Annotated in this window: 15 protein-coding genes; 13 read left to right on the top strand and 2 right to left on the bottom strand. The window is 56.2% G+C overall.

Annotation, left to right across the window (positions count from 1 at the left end):
- Positions 1 to 10: 10 nt before the first annotated feature.
- Positions 11 to 1,615 (bottom strand): B12-binding domain-containing radical SAM protein, encoded by a 1,605-nt coding sequence (locus QML71_RS00775; protein ID WP_282009988.1) that lies wholly within the window; start codon positions 1,613 to 1,615, stop codon positions 11 to 13.
- 354 nt (positions 1,616 to 1,969) lie between these two features.
- Between QML71_RS00775 and QML71_RS00770 the strand changes: the two genes are divergently transcribed.
- The 13 genes from QML71_RS00770 to neuC all read left to right on the top strand — a co-directional run bounded on the left by QML71_RS00770 (position 1,970) and on the right by neuC (position 12,520).
- The gene (locus QML71_RS00770) at positions 1,970 to 2,179 is read left to right on the top strand and encodes a hypothetical protein (protein WP_503629693.1); all 210 of its coding nucleotides are present in this window, start codon (positions 1,970 to 1,972) and stop codon (positions 2,177 to 2,179) included.
- Between the two features lie 87 nt (positions 2,180 to 2,266).
- The gene (locus QML71_RS00765; RefSeq protein WP_282009986.1) at positions 2,267 to 3,475 is read left to right on the top strand and encodes a hypothetical protein; all 1,209 of its coding nucleotides are present in this window, start codon (positions 2,267 to 2,269) and stop codon (positions 3,473 to 3,475) included.
- Between the two features lie 174 nt (positions 3,476 to 3,649).
- Positions 3,650 to 3,826 carry a hypothetical protein gene (locus QML71_RS00760; RefSeq protein WP_282009985.1) on the top strand — a complete coding sequence of 59 codons (177 nt, stop codon included), beginning with the start codon at positions 3,650 to 3,652 and terminating at the stop codon, positions 3,824 to 3,826.
- A gap of 33 nt (positions 3,827 to 3,859) precedes the next feature.
- Positions 3,860 to 4,000, top strand: a complete 141-nt coding sequence (locus QML71_RS00755) for a hypothetical protein (RefSeq protein ID WP_282009984.1) — start codon at positions 3,860 to 3,862, stop codon at positions 3,998 to 4,000.
- A 1-nt stretch (position 4,001) separates the two neighbouring features.
- Entirely contained in the window at positions 4,002 to 4,904 is a 903-nt protein-coding gene (locus tag QML71_RS00750) for a B12-binding domain-containing radical SAM protein (protein WP_282009983.1), read from the top strand.
- 194 nt (positions 4,905 to 5,098) lie between these two features.
- On the top strand, positions 5,099 to 6,430 hold the full coding sequence (locus QML71_RS00745; RefSeq protein ID WP_282009982.1) for an N-acetyl sugar amidotransferase: 1,332 nt from the start codon (positions 5,099 to 5,101) through the stop codon (positions 6,428 to 6,430).
- The gene (gene hisF, locus QML71_RS00740) at positions 6,427 to 7,185 is read left to right on the top strand and encodes an imidazole glycerol phosphate synthase subunit HisF (RefSeq protein WP_282009981.1); all 759 of its coding nucleotides are present in this window, start codon (positions 6,427 to 6,429) and stop codon (positions 7,183 to 7,185) included. The genes QML71_RS00745 and hisF overlap by 4 nt, the downstream gene beginning before the upstream one ends.
- A complete protein-coding gene (hisH, locus tag QML71_RS00735) occupies positions 7,182 to 7,829 on the top strand; it encodes an imidazole glycerol phosphate synthase subunit HisH (RefSeq protein WP_282009980.1) in 648 nt (215 codons plus the stop codon). Before hisF ends, hisH begins: the two co-directional genes overlap by 4 nt.
- Positions 7,830 to 7,887: 58 nt before the next feature.
- A complete protein-coding gene (locus tag QML71_RS00730; protein ID WP_282009979.1) occupies positions 7,888 to 8,865 on the top strand; it encodes a Gfo/Idh/MocA family protein in 978 nt (325 codons plus the stop codon).
- Complete coding sequence (locus QML71_RS00725; RefSeq protein WP_282009978.1) at positions 8,862 to 9,569, top strand: acylneuraminate cytidylyltransferase family protein; 708 nt, start codon at positions 8,862 to 8,864, stop codon at positions 9,567 to 9,569. The genes QML71_RS00730 and QML71_RS00725 overlap by 4 nt, the downstream gene beginning before the upstream one ends.
- Positions 9,547 to 10,353: an SDR family oxidoreductase gene (locus tag QML71_RS00720; protein ID WP_282009977.1), complete on the top strand. Its 807-nt coding sequence runs from the start codon at positions 9,547 to 9,549 to the stop codon at positions 10,351 to 10,353. Before QML71_RS00725 ends, QML71_RS00720 begins: the two co-directional genes overlap by 23 nt.
- A complete protein-coding gene (gene neuB, locus QML71_RS00715) occupies positions 10,347 to 11,393 on the top strand; it encodes an N-acetylneuraminate synthase (protein ID WP_282009976.1) in 1,047 nt (348 codons plus the stop codon). The genes QML71_RS00720 and neuB overlap by 7 nt, the downstream gene beginning before the upstream one ends.
- Positions 11,390 to 12,520: a UDP-N-acetylglucosamine 2-epimerase gene (gene neuC / locus QML71_RS00710; RefSeq protein ID WP_282009975.1), complete on the top strand. Its 1,131-nt coding sequence runs from the start codon at positions 11,390 to 11,392 to the stop codon at positions 12,518 to 12,520. Before neuB ends, neuC begins: the two co-directional genes overlap by 4 nt.
- A gap of 10 nt (positions 12,521 to 12,530) precedes the next feature.
- Here neuC and QML71_RS00705 read toward each other — a convergent pair whose 3' ends face one another.
- Positions 12,531 to 15,329, bottom strand: a complete 2,799-nt coding sequence (locus QML71_RS00705; protein ID WP_282009974.1) for a putative glycosyltransferase family protein — start codon at positions 15,327 to 15,329, stop codon at positions 12,531 to 12,533.
- Position 15,330: the final 1 nt, after the last annotated feature.

Genomic DNA, 15,330 nt, shown 5'->3' with positions numbered 1-15,330 from the left:
GTCGATCCCGTCACGCAAAGGTCTTTGCTTTGAAACGGGATTCCTTGATGGGAATCTGGAATTCGCCCAGCTCCACCTCGGATTCCTTGAGTGGGATCATCTCGATGCTGGATTCCTTCGCGCCGATGCCGTCGGAATACTTTGCGATGTCGATGAAGTCGGTGGGGTTGACGAACCATTTCCAAAGCAGCCGCATCAGCGGGATCTCCCAGTCCATCCAGTACAACCGGCGCTTCCAGCGGAACTGGATGAATTTGCTGTACAGCCGGAACACAAACTTGGGGATGGGGAGTTTCTGCCCGTAGCGCTCCGCCGTCTGCACAAACAGGCTGGTGAAATACAGGAACCGGATGACCCGCACCCTCTTGGCGTCCAGCCACGGCCGCTCCTGCTTGCCGCGCGTGATGTTGATCCAGCCCTCCAACGTTTCCGGCTCCTTGAAGTCGTAATCGCGGATGACCTGGTGCAGCATTTCCGTTCCGGGCAGGGGAGTGACGGGCGAGAAGCTGTTGATCACGGCCATGGTATTGGTGTTCATGATGTGCAGGGCGAGGTCGATGGTCTCGCCCAGCTCATCCAGCGTTTCATCCGGAAAGCCCACCATGAAATTCACCTGGCAATGAATTTTCGTTTCATTCAGCCGACGGGAGACTTCCTTGACCTCGTCCACCGTCTGGTTCTTGCGGATGCGTTCCAGAATGCGGGGCGCACCGGATTCGATGCCCGGCATGGCATAGATCATGCCGCACCGTTCCATCTTCTTCAAATCGACGCGCAACAGATCGTTGACGCGGCCCTGCACGCCCCAGGTGAATTTGCCGTTGATACCTTCGGCAATGTCCGTCGCCCACTTGGCATTGACTAGGAACTCGTCGTCGAAAAGCAGAATGTGATCCAGATTGAACTGGTCCACCGTCCAATGCAGATCGTCCAGCACCCGTTTGGGCGACATCATCCGGTACTTCGAGGTCAGGATGGGTTGTGAGCAGTAAGTGCAGGGGAACGGACACCCCCTGCTGGCAATGAATGATAACAGGCGCGACACCCCCGGATAGAGATAAGAGGAAGGCGTGGTGTATTCCTCCACATCCACCAGGTGCCAGGGCATCTGCGGCAGGCTGTCCAGCTCCAGCGGCGTGCCGGCCGGGGTGGAATAAATCCGGCCGTCTTTCTTGAACGTCAGCGCCGGGACTTTTTCCAGATCGGGCGACGGGCTGGTGATTTCATCCACCAGCATTTTGAAGGCGACTTCGCCCTCGCCGCGGATAACGTAATCAATGTAGGGCTTGGCGACGGTTTGGGCGGGATACAGGGTGGCGTGCAGACCGCCCCACACCACGGGCACGCTGAGACGCGCCTTCACAAACTTGCTGATTTCGATTCCGTGATATATTTGGGTGCCGGTCAGGCTGGTGATGCCGACGACGCGCGGATGCGTTTTCAACGCGGATTCGAGGTCGCCCCAGAAATCGTCCGTGGCACGCTGGTCAATGATCTGGACCGAGTAGTCCTCCAAAAGAGGCCCGGCGATCGCCAGCAAAGACAACGGCGCGGTGATGGTGACCCCGCGGATATCGTTTCCGGATGTAGGAAATACCAATAAAATGTCAGCCATAGCCCCCTCCAAGTTGCCCACGGATTGTGGCAATTGGCATAATACAATTTAAAACATTTGATTTTCGGATACAATGAAATTAACGGATTTCGAGTATTTATTGCTTTATCCCAAGCTGACGGGTCCATTGCAAAGGAACAAATCCGGGTAGCCTGTAATGGGTGAATCAACCCTCAATACAATTGTTTTGCGGGCTCACGCCCAGGGCCTCAATGCCCCTTTTTATCCGATTGATCCGGTTCGTTTTATCGGCCTGTCAAGAGCGGCGAGGGAAGAACCGAAACCGCCCCGGCGAACCGAAAGCATCCAAGCAGGGCACCATCAACTGGGAAGAACGGGAACACGAGCTACGCGATTTGTGTGACCGCTTCCGAAGCAAGGAAAGGAGTCGCACTCGTTCACCGTTATGATCATGAGTTTCCCAAACGCTATTTCCCATGGATGCTCGAGTATTTAGGCATCGAAGAAGATTTTTTCTGGGAAGTTATGGATTTTTATCGAGAGCAATCCAATGTTTGGGAACGTGAAAACGGCGAGTGGAAGCTGACTCATATTGTCAGTTAAACTTTCTATCCAAATCGAACCAAAAACCTCTTGCCCCAAAAAAATAATAAAATCCTGTTTGTCACATACGGTGGGAGCCATGTAGAAGTGGTGCTCAGCCTGGCGCCCGCCGTGGCCGCTCACCCCGATTTGGAGTGCCGGATTCTCGCCCTCACCATCGCCGGTAACCGGCTGAAACCCTTAGGCATCCCCTTCAAACGATGCGCCGATTACCTGCCGCTTGCAGGCTATGAAGGCGCTGTGGAACTCGGCACGCGTTTGACCGATGAAATATGGGACGCTTCCTCCACCGTCCCCCACGAGGAATCATGTGCCTACCTGGGAGTTTCGATGACGGACCTCATCGAGTCCGTCGGCGAAGAACAGGCCTGGGACGAGTACCGGGAAAAGCAACGCAAGGCGTTTCTTCCCATCCAATTTCTTGAAAAAGTGCTGGAAGTCGAAAAACCGGACATCGTCGTCACCACCTGCCATGTGCGGATGGAGAAAGCGGCGCATCTCGCCGCCTTGAAGAAGGGAATTCTTTCCGTCCGCATTGAAGATCTGTTCGGCTATTCCATTTTTGGCAACAAGCCTCTGGATGCTCCGGGTCCCATTCTTCCGAAAGAGGAGTGGCCCGACCGGATCATCGTTCCCAACGAATCCGTGCGCCAACGCATGCTGGCTGTAGGCCTTGAAGACTGGCGGGTGGCGGCGTTAGGTCAGCCTTTCCTGTCCAACTGGGTCGATGAGTTGCGTTCCTCGGGAATGATGCAACGGCGGCGGGCATATATAAATGAGAATAAACCGGTGATCACCTTTTTCACTCCCGGCCTGCGTGAGCTTTTGTACGCACTCTCCAAGGAGATCATAAAACTGGCAGAAAGAAGAAAAGACTGGAAGTTCGTAATCAAACTCCATCCCGGCGTTCCCAGAAACGAGTTTGTTGCCAAGGTGCCGGCGTTGCCGGAAAACATCGAGTTGACTCACGACACCGACCTCAAAGAACTGCTCACTCGTTCAAGTGTGAACGTGACGTATCAGTCAACTGTGGGTTATCTGGGATTATTGAGTGGCGTGTCGCTGGTGATCCTGAACCCTACAAACCGGCCGGCCGCTGTGCCTTACGTTTCCGAAGGGGTGGCGCTGGAGGCTCGTTCGGATGCTGAACTGGAGACAGCCATAAAGCGTCAGTTCGAATCGCACGATGCAACGGATATCAAGGGGACGATCTTTGAAGTTTTACCCGGGGCAGCGGAACGCATTGTCGATTATATGGCGCAACTACCTGTGAAAAACAAGCCATTCCCCGCTTGAATCTCCTCAAAATACCAGAATCAGCGTGCTCGCTCTTTGTTGACAACCTCCTTATTTACACTTACAATAAATTCTACATAAGTCTTTGGTTTTGCAATCTTTTTTCCGTTTTAAGGGAACCGTCCGCAACGGTTTTCCCAGGATCACCCTCAATCATTATATCGGAAACACACCATGTCATTACTCAAAGGCAACTACGATCTCAAGAAAAACGTCGAAGCGAAGCAGGGCGAGAATGAAAATCTCGAGTCCAAGTTCGAACGCGAGGCCATGAAGCACCTGGGCGGCAGTATCGCGTTCGTCAAAAAGAAAAAAGTGGCGTGGGACCTCAACAAGCCCGTCCAGAAATAACCCGTCTTCCCACTATCCACCGCCAACGCCAGCATGTCTTCGACTGAAAATCCCAATCCGACGAACCTCACCGGCGAGTGGGCGCAGAAGCTGGTCGCCGATATGGACCGCATCGGCGCCATGTCGCTGGAAAATGCCCGGCGCAACGTGCAGTTTCTCAGCCGTGGCCGGTGACATGCGCTACAAACAAGACGGCGACGGCAACTCCAACGTCGAGTTCGACCTGCCCGGCCAGTACACGCGCGTGATCCGCTACCACAGCCCCGAGTACATCGTCAATATGGCGAAGCACATGTACGACACGTACCAAATCGACTTCGTCGGCTTCCTCGACGAAAACCTGATGACAATGAACACCTCGTCCGGCGGCACCTGGCTGAAAGAAATCTGCCGGCTGTGGCATGAATACGGTCTCGCCCCCAAACCGCAGTACGATGAGCAAGGCGACCTCACCGGCTGGACCGGTATTTACTGGAGCGGAACCAGCCACACGTCTCTGTCGAATCCCGAAATTCTGAAGGTCATGCATGAGGCCGGGTGTTCGCACCTCGTGTACGGATACGAATCCTTCGCCCCGCACGTCATGAAAACCGTGGGCAAAGGCGCGACCGTGAAGAACAACATCCGGAGCTTCTTTTACACACTGGAGTCGGGCATCCGCCCCATCCCCAACATCATCATCGGTTTCCCCAACGAGGACTTCGAATCCTTGCGCCAGAACATGCAGGCGTGGGACGAACTGGGCATCATCGTCAAACCGCATTTCGCGACGCCCTACCCCGGCTCCGAGTGGTTCAGCGTGTACCGCAAGACCATCGAGAACCAGTACGGCGGCGACTTGGAAGCATTTCTGCTCGACCTGGGCGACGCCAGCAAACCGACGGCAGTGATTTCGCACAATTTCAACGCCATCGAGATCGTCGGCCTGCGCGAGATCATGCTCACCAAGAACTACCGGCTGATGGACGCCTACGAACAGACCTGGCGGAAGAATCACAACATCCCGGACGGCGAGCCCTCAACCCTGTATCAGGACGCCACCAAGCGCAACCCCTACCCTAAAGAAGTGCGCGCCTGACCGGGAAATGCCTCGTTTTGCCGCGTCTTTTTGCCCCGGATTCAACAGGTTGACAATCAAGGATTAGCAGGCATAATAAAACCAGCCCGCAGTCAGACGGATGGCTTCATCCGTCTCTCCTGTACCGACCGGGCAAACAATGACTTGAAAGATTTGCTCAGAAACCCACACTCATCAACCCATCAAAATCAACCATGGAAATTCTTCGCTATCCTCAACCCGTGGATCTCAGCCGATTCACTGACAACGAACCGGCCGAAATCAAATTCGGCCTGCCGCGCGAGATCCAATTCTGCAAACGGTGCGTGATCTCCAACCAGCGCCCCAACTCGGCAGTGGAATACGCCCATACAAAGGAAAGCCGGAAAGCCACCATCAATGTGGATGAGGAAGGGGTCTGCGACGCCTGCCGGCTGGCGGAATCCAAGCAGGGCACCATCAACTGGGAAGAACGGGAACACGAGCTACGCGATTTGTGTGACAGCTTCCGAAGCAAAGACGGTTCTTACGACTGCCTGGTGCCCGGCTCCGGCGGTAAGGACAGTTTTTACGCGTCGCACATTCTGAAAACGCAATACGGCATGCACCCGCTCACCGTCACCTGGGCACCTCATATCTACACCGAATGGGGCTGGCGTAATTTTCAACGATGGATTCATGCCGGTCACGACAATTACCTGATGACCCCCAACGGACGCGCGCATCGTCTGCTCACGCGGCTTTCCGTGGAAGTGTTGTTCCACCCCTTCCAGGCGTTCATCATCGGGCAAAAATCCCTCGCCCCGAAAATGGCGGCAATGTTCAACATTCCGCTGGTGTTTTACGGGGAAAACGAATCCGAATACGGCAATCCCCTGGCGGACGCTTCCAGCGCCCGGCGCGACCATGCGTATTTCACTTCCCAGGATCAGGAAAGCGTATTTCTTGGAGGCGTGTCGCTGGCGGACCTGAAAAATCGATTCAAGGTGGAGGAACAGGACCTGCTTCCCTACATGCCCGCCGATCCTGCCGAACTGGAATCCAAAAAAACCGAGGTGCATTACCTCGGCTACTACCACAAGTGGCATCCACAGAGTTGTTACTATTACTCGGTGGAGCACGGCGGGTTCGAAGCCTCTCCGGAACGCACACCGGGCACCTACAGCAAGTACAACAGCATCGATGATCGCATCGACGACTTCCATTACTACACCACCGGCATCAAGTTCGGCATCGGCCGCGCCACCTACGATGCCGCGCAGGAAATCCGCTCCGGCGACATCATCCGCGAAGAAGGTGTTGCGCTGGTCAAACGCTTCGACCTCGAATGGCCGGAACGCTTTGCCGACGAAATCTTTCAGTACCTCAGCCTGCCACCGAAAGAATTCCCGGATGCGGCGAAAATGTTCGAACAACCCATCATGGACCGCGAATACTTCAACCGGCTGGCGGACACCTTCCGTTCTCCGCACATCTGGAAACACGAAGATGGCCAATGGCACCTGCGCCACGCTGTCTGGCACGAGGCCTCCGTTCCCCAGACATGAGCAACATCCGCCTGATTCCCCGGCTGGACATCAAGGGCCCCAATCTGGTCAAGGGGATTCACCTGGAAGGCCTGCGTGTGATGGGCGATCCCAACGAATTCGCCGTGGGCTATTACCGGGACGGTGCGGACGAGTTGATCTACATGGACATCGTCGCCAGCCTGTACGGCCGCAACAATCTGAGCGACATCGTCCGGCGCACCGTTGAAAACGTGTTCATCCCCATCACCGTGGGCGGCGGCATCCGTTCCGTGGACGACGCCCGGCATATTTTACGCTCCGGCGCAGACAAGGTGGCCATCAACACCGCCGCCATCCACCGCCCCGACCTCATTCGTGAAATGCGCAATCGTTTCGGCTCGCAGTGCATGGTCCTCTCCATTGAAGCCAAACGGATCGCCCCGGGTAAATGGGAAGCTTACACGGATAACGGACGCGAGAAAACCGGACGCGATGTTCTGGAATGGGTCCGGCAGGGTGTAGAACTGGGGGCAGGAGAGATTCTGCTCACCTCCGTTGACTGCGAAGGCACACGCAAAGGGTTTGACTTGGAACTCGTCCGCGCTGTGACAGAAACCGTACCAGTGCCTGTTATTATAAGTGGTGGCATGGGAAACACAGATCACTTGCGCGCCGCCGTCGATGCCGGCGCAGATGCCGTTGCCATGGCCGACATCCTGCATTACCGCAGAATGCCCCTGCCTGAGATCCGAAATGCCGCCCGGCAAGCTAACCTTCACGTCCGCAAATTGTGAAAGATCCTCGAGTCAGCATCATCGACTACGGCATCAGCAACCTGTTGAACGTGGTGCGTGCTTTTGAACATTGCGGAGCCAAAACACAGGTGGCGGAATCGCCCGGGGACGTGGTCGATGCCGAACGTCTGGTTTTGCCCGGGGTCGGGGCGTTTGCTGACGGCATGAACGGCCTTAGAACGCAGAATCTGGTGGAACCCATTAAAGCCTTCTGCAAGTCCGGGAGACCGTTTCTGGGTATCTGCCTGGGAATGCAGATGATGCTCGAAAGCAGTGAAGAGTTCGGTCACCACTCAGGACTGGAATTGATTCCCGGCAAGGTCGTACCAGTTCCCAGGGTGGGCATAGACGGGACGCCACACAAAATCCCGCATATTGGCTGGAACGAACTGAAGCTTCCTCCCCAACGTGCCGACTGGCACAATACGATTCTTGACACGGTGGAACCGGGCGCACCCATGTACTTCATTCATTCGTTCATGGCGGCGCCGATTAACGATGGCCATCGCCTGGCAGATTGCCTGTATGACGGGCAACAACTCACGGCGGCTCTCAATAAAGACAACCTGTACGGATGTCAGTTTCATCCTGAGAAAAGTGGAGAAATGGGATTGGGGATTGTCCGGAAATTCCTTAACCTCTAAAAATTCCTCCAAATTAAGCCGAGAAGTTTAAATCGGCACACCAGACGGGGAAAGACTCATGCGGGCTTTGATCATCGGCACCGGGTCCATCGGTACCCGGCACGTTCACAACATTCGCGAGATGCGCCCGGATACCGAATTCGTGTTTCTACGGCGAACCGCCTCTCGCGATGCGCTCGCCGAATCCTGCAACGCGGACGTCGTTGCCAATTTTTACGAAACGCTGAAACCGCGTCCTGACTATGCCGTGATCGCGACGCCTTCCGGCCTGCACATGGATGCGATCACGGCGCTGGTCGAAGCCACCATCCCGTTTTACATCGAAAAACCCGTGGTGACGCGGCAGACGGATGTGGACACGCTGCGCCGCCTGCTCAAAGAAAACAAGTTCAGCGGCCCGACGCTAGTCGGATGCAACCTGCGGTTTCTGAAATCCCTCCTCCGTATCCGCGATATATTGAAGGAGGGGTCGCTGGGAACCGTGGTGCGCGCACAGTTGACCGTCGGCCAGTGGCTGCCGGACTGGCGCACGTTTCAGGATTACCGGCAGAGCTACAGCGCCCGCCGCGATCTGGGCGGTGGCGTGGTCTTCGACCTCATTCACGAGCTGGACCTCATCCGCTGGTGGTTCGGCGAATTCGAACATGTGACCGGTCATACCGGAAAGTTCAGCATGCTCGAAATCGATGCGGAGGACACGGCATCGATCCTGCTCAAAAAGAAAAGCGGCCCGCCGCTGGTGACGCTGAACATGGATTACGTGTCGCGCCGCCCGGTGCGCCGCTACGAGCTGGTCGGCGACCGTGCCACCCTGATCTGGGATCTCGGTGAACAGACGCTCCGGAAAATCGGACCGCGCGAAACGGAAGTCATCGATTGCGGCAACGACGGATTCGCCATGGCCGACTCCTACAAGACCGCCATGCGACATTTCATCAAGTGCGTGGAAACCCTGCAACCGACCTGCCTCGACATCGCCGACGGATTGAAAACCACGGAACTGGCTTTGCGTTCCAAACTCGGAGACACCCCATGACGACCATCGCCACCCTCTGCGCCCGCGGCGGGTCCAAAGGCGTGCCGCGCAAAAATATTCTCCCGATTCTCGGCAAGCCGCTGATCGCCTACACCATAGAACAGGCGCAGGCCTGCACTCTCATCGATCGGGTGTATGTATCCACGGAGGATGCTGAGATCGCCGAGGTGGCGCGGCAAGCGGGGGCGGAAGTGCCGTTCATGCGCCCCGCCGAGTTGGCCACCGACACCGCCGCCAAGATTCCCGTCATCGAGCATCTGGTGAACGGAGTGATCCAAACAGGCGTGGACGTGCGAACCGTTGTCGATCTCGATCCCACCTCGCCCCTGCGTGAGGTGGCCGATATCGAAGCCTGCATCCATCTGCTCGATGACGACACCGATGTGGTCATCACCGGTTACGAAGCGGAAAAAAATCCCTACTTCAATATGGTCGAACAACAGCCGGACGGTTATTATGGATTGGTGAAACCCAGTGACGCCGACGCTCCATACCGGCGGCAAGCGGCCCCGAAAGTGTATGCGATGAACGCGTCGATCTATGTCTGGCACCGGCACACGCTATCGAAAGGGTTGTGGGAAGGACGGGCCCGGCTGCACGTCATGCCGCGCGAACGGTCGATCGACATCGATCATCCGGTGGATCTCAAACTGGTCGAATTTTTCATGCAGGAAAAACGTGATGCCGGAAAAAACAAAATTTGATCTGAGCGGCAAGGTGGTTCTGTTGACGGGAGGCGGCGGCATTCTGGGCAGCCGCTTCACGTTGGCGTTGGTTGCGCAGGGCGCCCGCGTGGCGGTGGTGGACCGGGACGTCGATAAGGCGCAGGCGGTGGTAAACGCTGTCAACGCCACGCATCCCGATGCCGCGCGCGCCTACGCCACGGACATCACCAACCAGGAAGAACTCAAATCGCTCAACCACGTTCTCGAAGCCGAGTTTGGACTGGTGGACGTGCTCATCAACAACGCCGCCGTCAAAAGTCCGAACTTCTTCGAACCGTTCGAAACCTTTCCGCTCGACGACTGGAATCAGGTTATGGCGGTCAACACCACCGGCGTCATGCTGGGTTGTCAGGTGTTCGGTTCCGCCATGGCCGAGCGCGGGCACGGCAGCATCATCAACACCCTTTCCATATATGGCCTCGTCGCACCGGACCAGCGCATCTACGAAGGCTCGCAATACGAAGGCCGCACCATCAACACCCCGGCGGTGTACAGCACCAGCAAGGCGGCGGTGTGGGGGTTGACGAAATACCTCGCCGCGTACTGGGGCAACAAGGGCGTACGCGTGAATGCCGTGACGCCGGGCGGCGTGTTCAGCGGACAGAACGACACCTTTGTGCAACGCTACAGCGCCAAGGCGCCACTGGGCCGTATGGCCGAGCCGGACGAAATGTGCGGCGCGGTGCTGTTCCTGGCGTCGGAAGCGTCGTCGTACATGACCGGACAGAACCTCGTCGTCGATGGAGGGTGGACCGCATGGTAGAGGAATCGCGTTGCTTCATCATCGCCGAGGCCGGCGTCAATCACAACGGTGACGAACGGCTGGCGTTTCAACTGATCGAAGCCGCCGCGAACGCCGGAGCCGACGCGGTGAAGTTCCAAACCTTCCGCGCGGAAAAACTGGCCACCCCGAAAGCGCAGACCACCGGTTACCAGAAACACTTGACGGGACACGAGAGCCAGTTTGAATTGCTCAAGAAGCTGGAACTCTCTCCCGACTTCCATCATCAACTGAAGCAACACAGCGAAAAGCTGGGACTGGAATTCATGTCCACGCCGTTCGATCACGACGCGGCGGACTTCCTCGTCAAGCTGGGCATGAAACGCTTCAAGGTGCCATCGGGGGAAATCACCAACCTGCCGTTTCTCGAACACATCGCGTCGAAAGGCCTGCCCATCATTTTATCCACCGGCATGGCGACGCTGGAGGAAGTGCACGACGCGGTCGAGGCCATCCGCGCCACCCGCGCCCGTCTCGCGTTTCCGGAAGCGCTGGCGGACATGCTGACCATCCTACACTGCACGTCGAACTACCCGGCGGCGTTCAGCGACGTTCACCTGAATGCGATGGTGACTCTGCACGCGGAGTTGAGCCTGCCGGTCGGTTATTCCGATCACACGGTGGGCACACTGCTGGCGCCGGTGGCGGTGAGCCTGGGGGCGACGGTGATCGAAAAGCATTACACGCTGGACCGGCGCCTGCCCGGCCCCGACCACGCCGCCTCGCTGGAACCGGACGAGTTGAAGGAACTGGTGCACCACATCCGGTCCATTGAAGAAGCGCTCGGTTCCAAATACAAACAGCCCACGGCGACCGAACTGCCGGTGCGCGATGTGGTGCGCAAAAGCGTTACGCTGGCACGCGCCCTGAAAGCGGGCAGCGTGGTGACGGCGGACGACCTGGTGCTGTTGCGTCCCGGAACCGGCATCCCGCCCAAGGAGATGGGCGAGGTGATCGGCAAAAAACTGCGATTGGACTGCCCCGCCTTTCACACCCTGTGCTGGCCGGATCTCGAGCCATGAGAAAATTCGTTTACGTTTCCGGCACCCGCGCCGACTTCGGCTTGTTGCGCTCCACTCTGCTGCGCATCCACGCCGATCCGGAACTCGATCTTTCGCTCTCCGTCACCGGCATGCACCTCTCCGAACACTACGGCAACACCGTCGATGAAATCGAAGCCGCCGGCCTGCGCATCGCGGCGCGCATTCCGGTCGATTTGACCGAAACGTCGGGCGGTGCCATGGCGCGGGCTTTGGGTGCGGAACTGACCGGCATGACCGATGCGCTGGAATGTGAGCGGCCCGATGCCGTGCTGGTGCTTGGGGACCGGGGCGAACAACTGGCGGGAGCGTTGGCTGCGATTCATCTCAACATCCCGGTCGTGCACCTGCACGGCGGCGAACGCTCCGGCACCGTGGACGAACCGGTACGCCACGCCATTTCCAAACTGGCACACTACCATTTCGTCGCTACCGAAACATCCCGCGAACGGCTGGTGCGGATGGGAGAACGGACGGACCGCATCTTCATCACCGGCGCGCCGGGGCTCGACGGCCTGAAGGAACTGGCGACGCGGTCGCGGCAGGACCTGTGCGCCGCGCAACACCTCGATCCCACACAGCCGCTGGCGCTGGTCCTGTTCCATCCGGTGGTGCAGGAGATGCACACGCTGCCGCAGCAGACCGTGCACCTGATGGAAGCGTTGGTGGAATCCGGCATGCAGGCGGTGGTATTGATGCCAAACGCCGATGCGGGCGGCGATCGCATCCGCGACGTCATCGAACAGTTCCGCGACCGCGAGCGGTTCCGCGTGGTGGTGCACATGCCGCGTGAAGAATTTGTTTCGTGGCTGGCCGGCGCGGACGTGATGGTGGGCAACTCCAGCAGCGGCATCATCGAGTCCGCCAGCTTCGGCCGGCCGGTGGTGAACATCGGCACACGTCAAACCGGGCGCGAACGCAGCGGCAACGTGATCGACGTGACCGCCGGGAAGGACGCCATCCTGCAGGGCATCCGGCAAGCGCTGGAAGCCGATTTCCGTGCCGTTGAAAACGTGTATGGGCAGGGCGACGCCGGGGAGAAAATCGTCGAACTGCTCAAAACCATCCCCCTCGACCCCGCCATCTTACAAAAGTCCAACGCCTACTGATCCCAAACGCTCACCGTTCCGTGTGAGTCGTCTGCCTCAAAGGCGGCACCCACTGCCGGAACCGGTCGAGCCGAACGCCCGCCAGCCACCCCAGCAAAACCACCCCTCCCAGCACACCCGTCACAATATGCAACAACACCAGTTTGGGATACACGGACTCAAACTGAAACGTCAGCACATGTTTGCCGGCCGGAACCCGCACCGTCTGGAAATTGGGCTGCACGCGGGTGATGGGAACGTCTTCCCCATCCAGCGTGGCCGTCCAGTTTTTATGATAGTTCTCCATTCTTAAAATATAACCGGCCTGAGGGAAGTTGATATCCAATGTCACCCGGTTTGAACTGGCAGAGGGGCGCTGAACGAGAAGACCGCTGCCAGGCATCAAAATTGGATTTTTTAAACCCTTCACTCCACCTTGTTTTATGCCAGATTCGGATTCGACCAATTGCACTCCCGAAAAAAAATTGAAATGCTTTCGATCGATAACCAACTTGAAGTAAGAGTTGGAAATCGGTTTCTTCAACGGGAACGTCCATGTGTGGTTGCCCTGATGTGGAGTGGCATCCTGAATATCCAGTTTTTGAAGAAACGTCCAGGAACGTTGATCTTCACTTTCCCACAACTCCACATGGTCGCCCTTCCACGGCATTGCCCAAGGGCGAGTGTGCATTTCCAGACGGTCTGGCTGAAACCCACTTTGGATGGAAAAAGACACCCAGAGAGGTGCATTCTGTGAAGAAGAATCTGGTTGGCTTTGCGTCCCCGATTCATTGTTCGCCGCACTCTGACTTCCATCGGTTTCATTGAACACATGTTCTAATTTTAAAACAGGCCGATCCATTTTTGCGACCTGCTTGAGAGCTTGCAGGGAGATATCTTCCACCTCTTTACCCTCCTGGGCCCGCAAAACATAAAATATGCTTCCCTCGGCCTGCTTTAACTGGACGTTCCTGTAAGAGTTCGGGTTGAAATAATGAAAACCGGGATCAAGAAATTTCTGATGCAATAAAAACTGACTCAAATCTTTCTGCAACCACATCATGGAATCTGGAAATTTATTAGCCCAAATCGCTTCCTTATTATAAATGGATTTTAAATACTGAGGAGCGGGGATGCTGTTCTCCGGCTTCACCTGCCAGCGTTGTGGATACTGGATTTTATTCAAGCTGTATTGACGGGGATACTCAAACCTCCCCCAAAACCGGTCTTGAGGAATTGAAAACCGGAACGCATTCCCGACCATGTCCAGGGCATGAAACCCCAAAACGAGAATCAGGCAAGTCGTCGGCCAGAATTTATGCGGGAACATCCGGCTGCTCGCCAGAAGGATCAGAGCCAACGCCGCCAGCACCATGTTGACCTGGTGAGAAGGGGGCCATCCACTCCAATTGAGTGCAGCCCAGACTGTCGCGCCCAGCGCCACTGCCAATACTTTTCGAAGCATCGGCGCGTTCCCATTTCGAAGGGTCAATAAACCCATCATGGCTGCGGGTATGAGAAAGAAAGTGGCCAATCGTCCGAACATAAAAGTATGTCGAAGAGTTTCTCCCAACGGGGTGTACTGACGGAACCACTGCCAGAACGGAAAGCCAAAAATATCCGGCAATGCGATGACCACCAAGATCAGGCACAGCGTTATAAAGAGCCAATGACCTCCGGTGATCAGCGATGCCACCACGGCAATGCAAGGGATGAGGCCCAGGTAAAACCCACTGTGAGTGTCAAGCGTGTCCTTCATGTCGAGGTGAGCCAACGTCCGATATCTATAAAGAGGAACCGCTACTCCCGGCTGGTGCGTAGAGCCTGTGGTTTTGGCCCCATCCACAGAGAATCCGCGAGTGGGGGAAGCATAGTCCTTGATTTCCAGATAATTCAAAAACATCGGCGCGGCGGTCATCAACAGCAATACCAGGGCCAGAACCATCGCCAACGGCTTGCTCCATATCACCTTACACAATGCGCGGGTTTCATCTACCAGTGAAACGTTCTTTTTAAAATGATTGACGATGATGGCGGACAATACAAAAAAGAACAGCGTATAAACGAGATAGGTGGGAATGTAATAGTTGGCCGCTACTCCAGAAAAAAGAAAGAACAGGACAAAGGGCGCCCATGTTCTCTCCTGGTAAAACCGGATCAGGAAGAACAACAGGTAGGGCAGAAAACTCAGGACACACACCCCTATATTCTCTCCGAGTTCGACAAAAAATAAACCGCCGAACAGGAGGGAGATGAATCCCATCATGCAGATCCAGTTTTCTTTGAACAAGATTCGGAAAAACAACAACGATCCACTACAGATATTCAGGTGGGCAAATATCCAAATCAGCTTGAAGTTTTGAGTGGGAGAAAACGGCAAACCCAATACTTTGAACAACCAGGAAAAGGCGACAGCGGGGATCGTTATCAGGACATTATTGTATATAGAAAAAGGCTGACCGGCACCGAGATAGGGGTTCCACCCAAGAGGCTCGCCGGCATACACCCATTGCTGTATCAACGTGTACCAGCCTTCCAGGTTCCAGGCCGTATCGTGAAACGCCATCACGGGACCGGCGACGAAATCCCATTGGATCGCCAGAAAAAGAATATAACTGAAAAGAACGAGGGGAGTGAGTTTGCGGGTTTGCGGCCAGGCGAATACCGGACCGAGGGTCAGCAGAACAAGGAATCCCAGCGCGGCGATAAAATGGAGTTCATTCCAATTCAAATACGGCCTCCCCCTCAGGCAGGTTTCAATGCACCCCTTTATCAAGATAAACGGTGTTTCGAAAAATGGAAAGGAATTTTGGGAGACGCGAAGATCCACC

This window comes from Nitrospina watsonii, assembly GCF_946900835.1.
In the GTDB taxonomy this organism is placed as follows: domain Bacteria; phylum Nitrospinota; class Nitrospinia; order Nitrospinales; family Nitrospinaceae; genus Nitrospina; species Nitrospina watsonii.
The sequence above is the reverse complement of the archived record's forward strand: the minus strand, read 5'-3'. Positions and strand labels throughout refer to the sequence as shown.

Bases quoted from the DNA above. Each gene is read 5' to 3' on its own strand.
- QML71_RS00760 (WP_282009985.1), top strand. From the start codon at position 3,650: ATGTCATTACTCAAAGGCAACTACGATCTCAAGAAAAACGTCGAAGCG.
- QML71_RS00745 (WP_282009982.1), top strand. From the start codon at position 5,099: ATGGAAATTCTTCGCTATCCTCAACCCGTGGATCTCAGCCGATTCACT.
- hisF (WP_282009981.1), top strand. From the start codon at position 6,427: ATGAGCAACATCCGCCTGATTCCCCGGCTGGACATCAAGGGCCCCAAT.
- neuC (WP_282009975.1), top strand. From the start codon at position 11,390: ATGAGAAAATTCGTTTACGTTTCCGGCACCCGCGCCGACTTCGGCTTG.
- QML71_RS00720 (WP_282009977.1), top strand. From the start codon at position 9,547: ATGCCGGAAAAAACAAAATTTGATCTGAGCGGCAAGGTGGTTCTGTTG.
- QML71_RS00725 (WP_282009978.1), top strand. From the start codon at position 8,862: ATGACGACCATCGCCACCCTCTGCGCCCGCGGCGGGTCCAAAGGCGTG.
- QML71_RS00775 (WP_282009988.1), bottom strand. From the start codon at position 1,615: ATGGCTGACATTTTATTGGTATTTCCTACATCCGGAAACGATATCCGC.
- neuB (WP_282009976.1), top strand. From the start codon at position 10,347: ATGGTAGAGGAATCGCGTTGCTTCATCATCGCCGAGGCCGGCGTCAAT.
- QML71_RS00755 (WP_282009984.1), top strand. From the start codon at position 3,860: ATGTCTTCGACTGAAAATCCCAATCCGACGAACCTCACCGGCGAGTGG.
- QML71_RS00750 (WP_282009983.1), top strand. From the start codon at position 4,002: ATGCGCTACAAACAAGACGGCGACGGCAACTCCAACGTCGAGTTCGAC.
- QML71_RS00730 (WP_282009979.1), top strand. From the start codon at position 7,888: ATGCGGGCTTTGATCATCGGCACCGGGTCCATCGGTACCCGGCACGTT.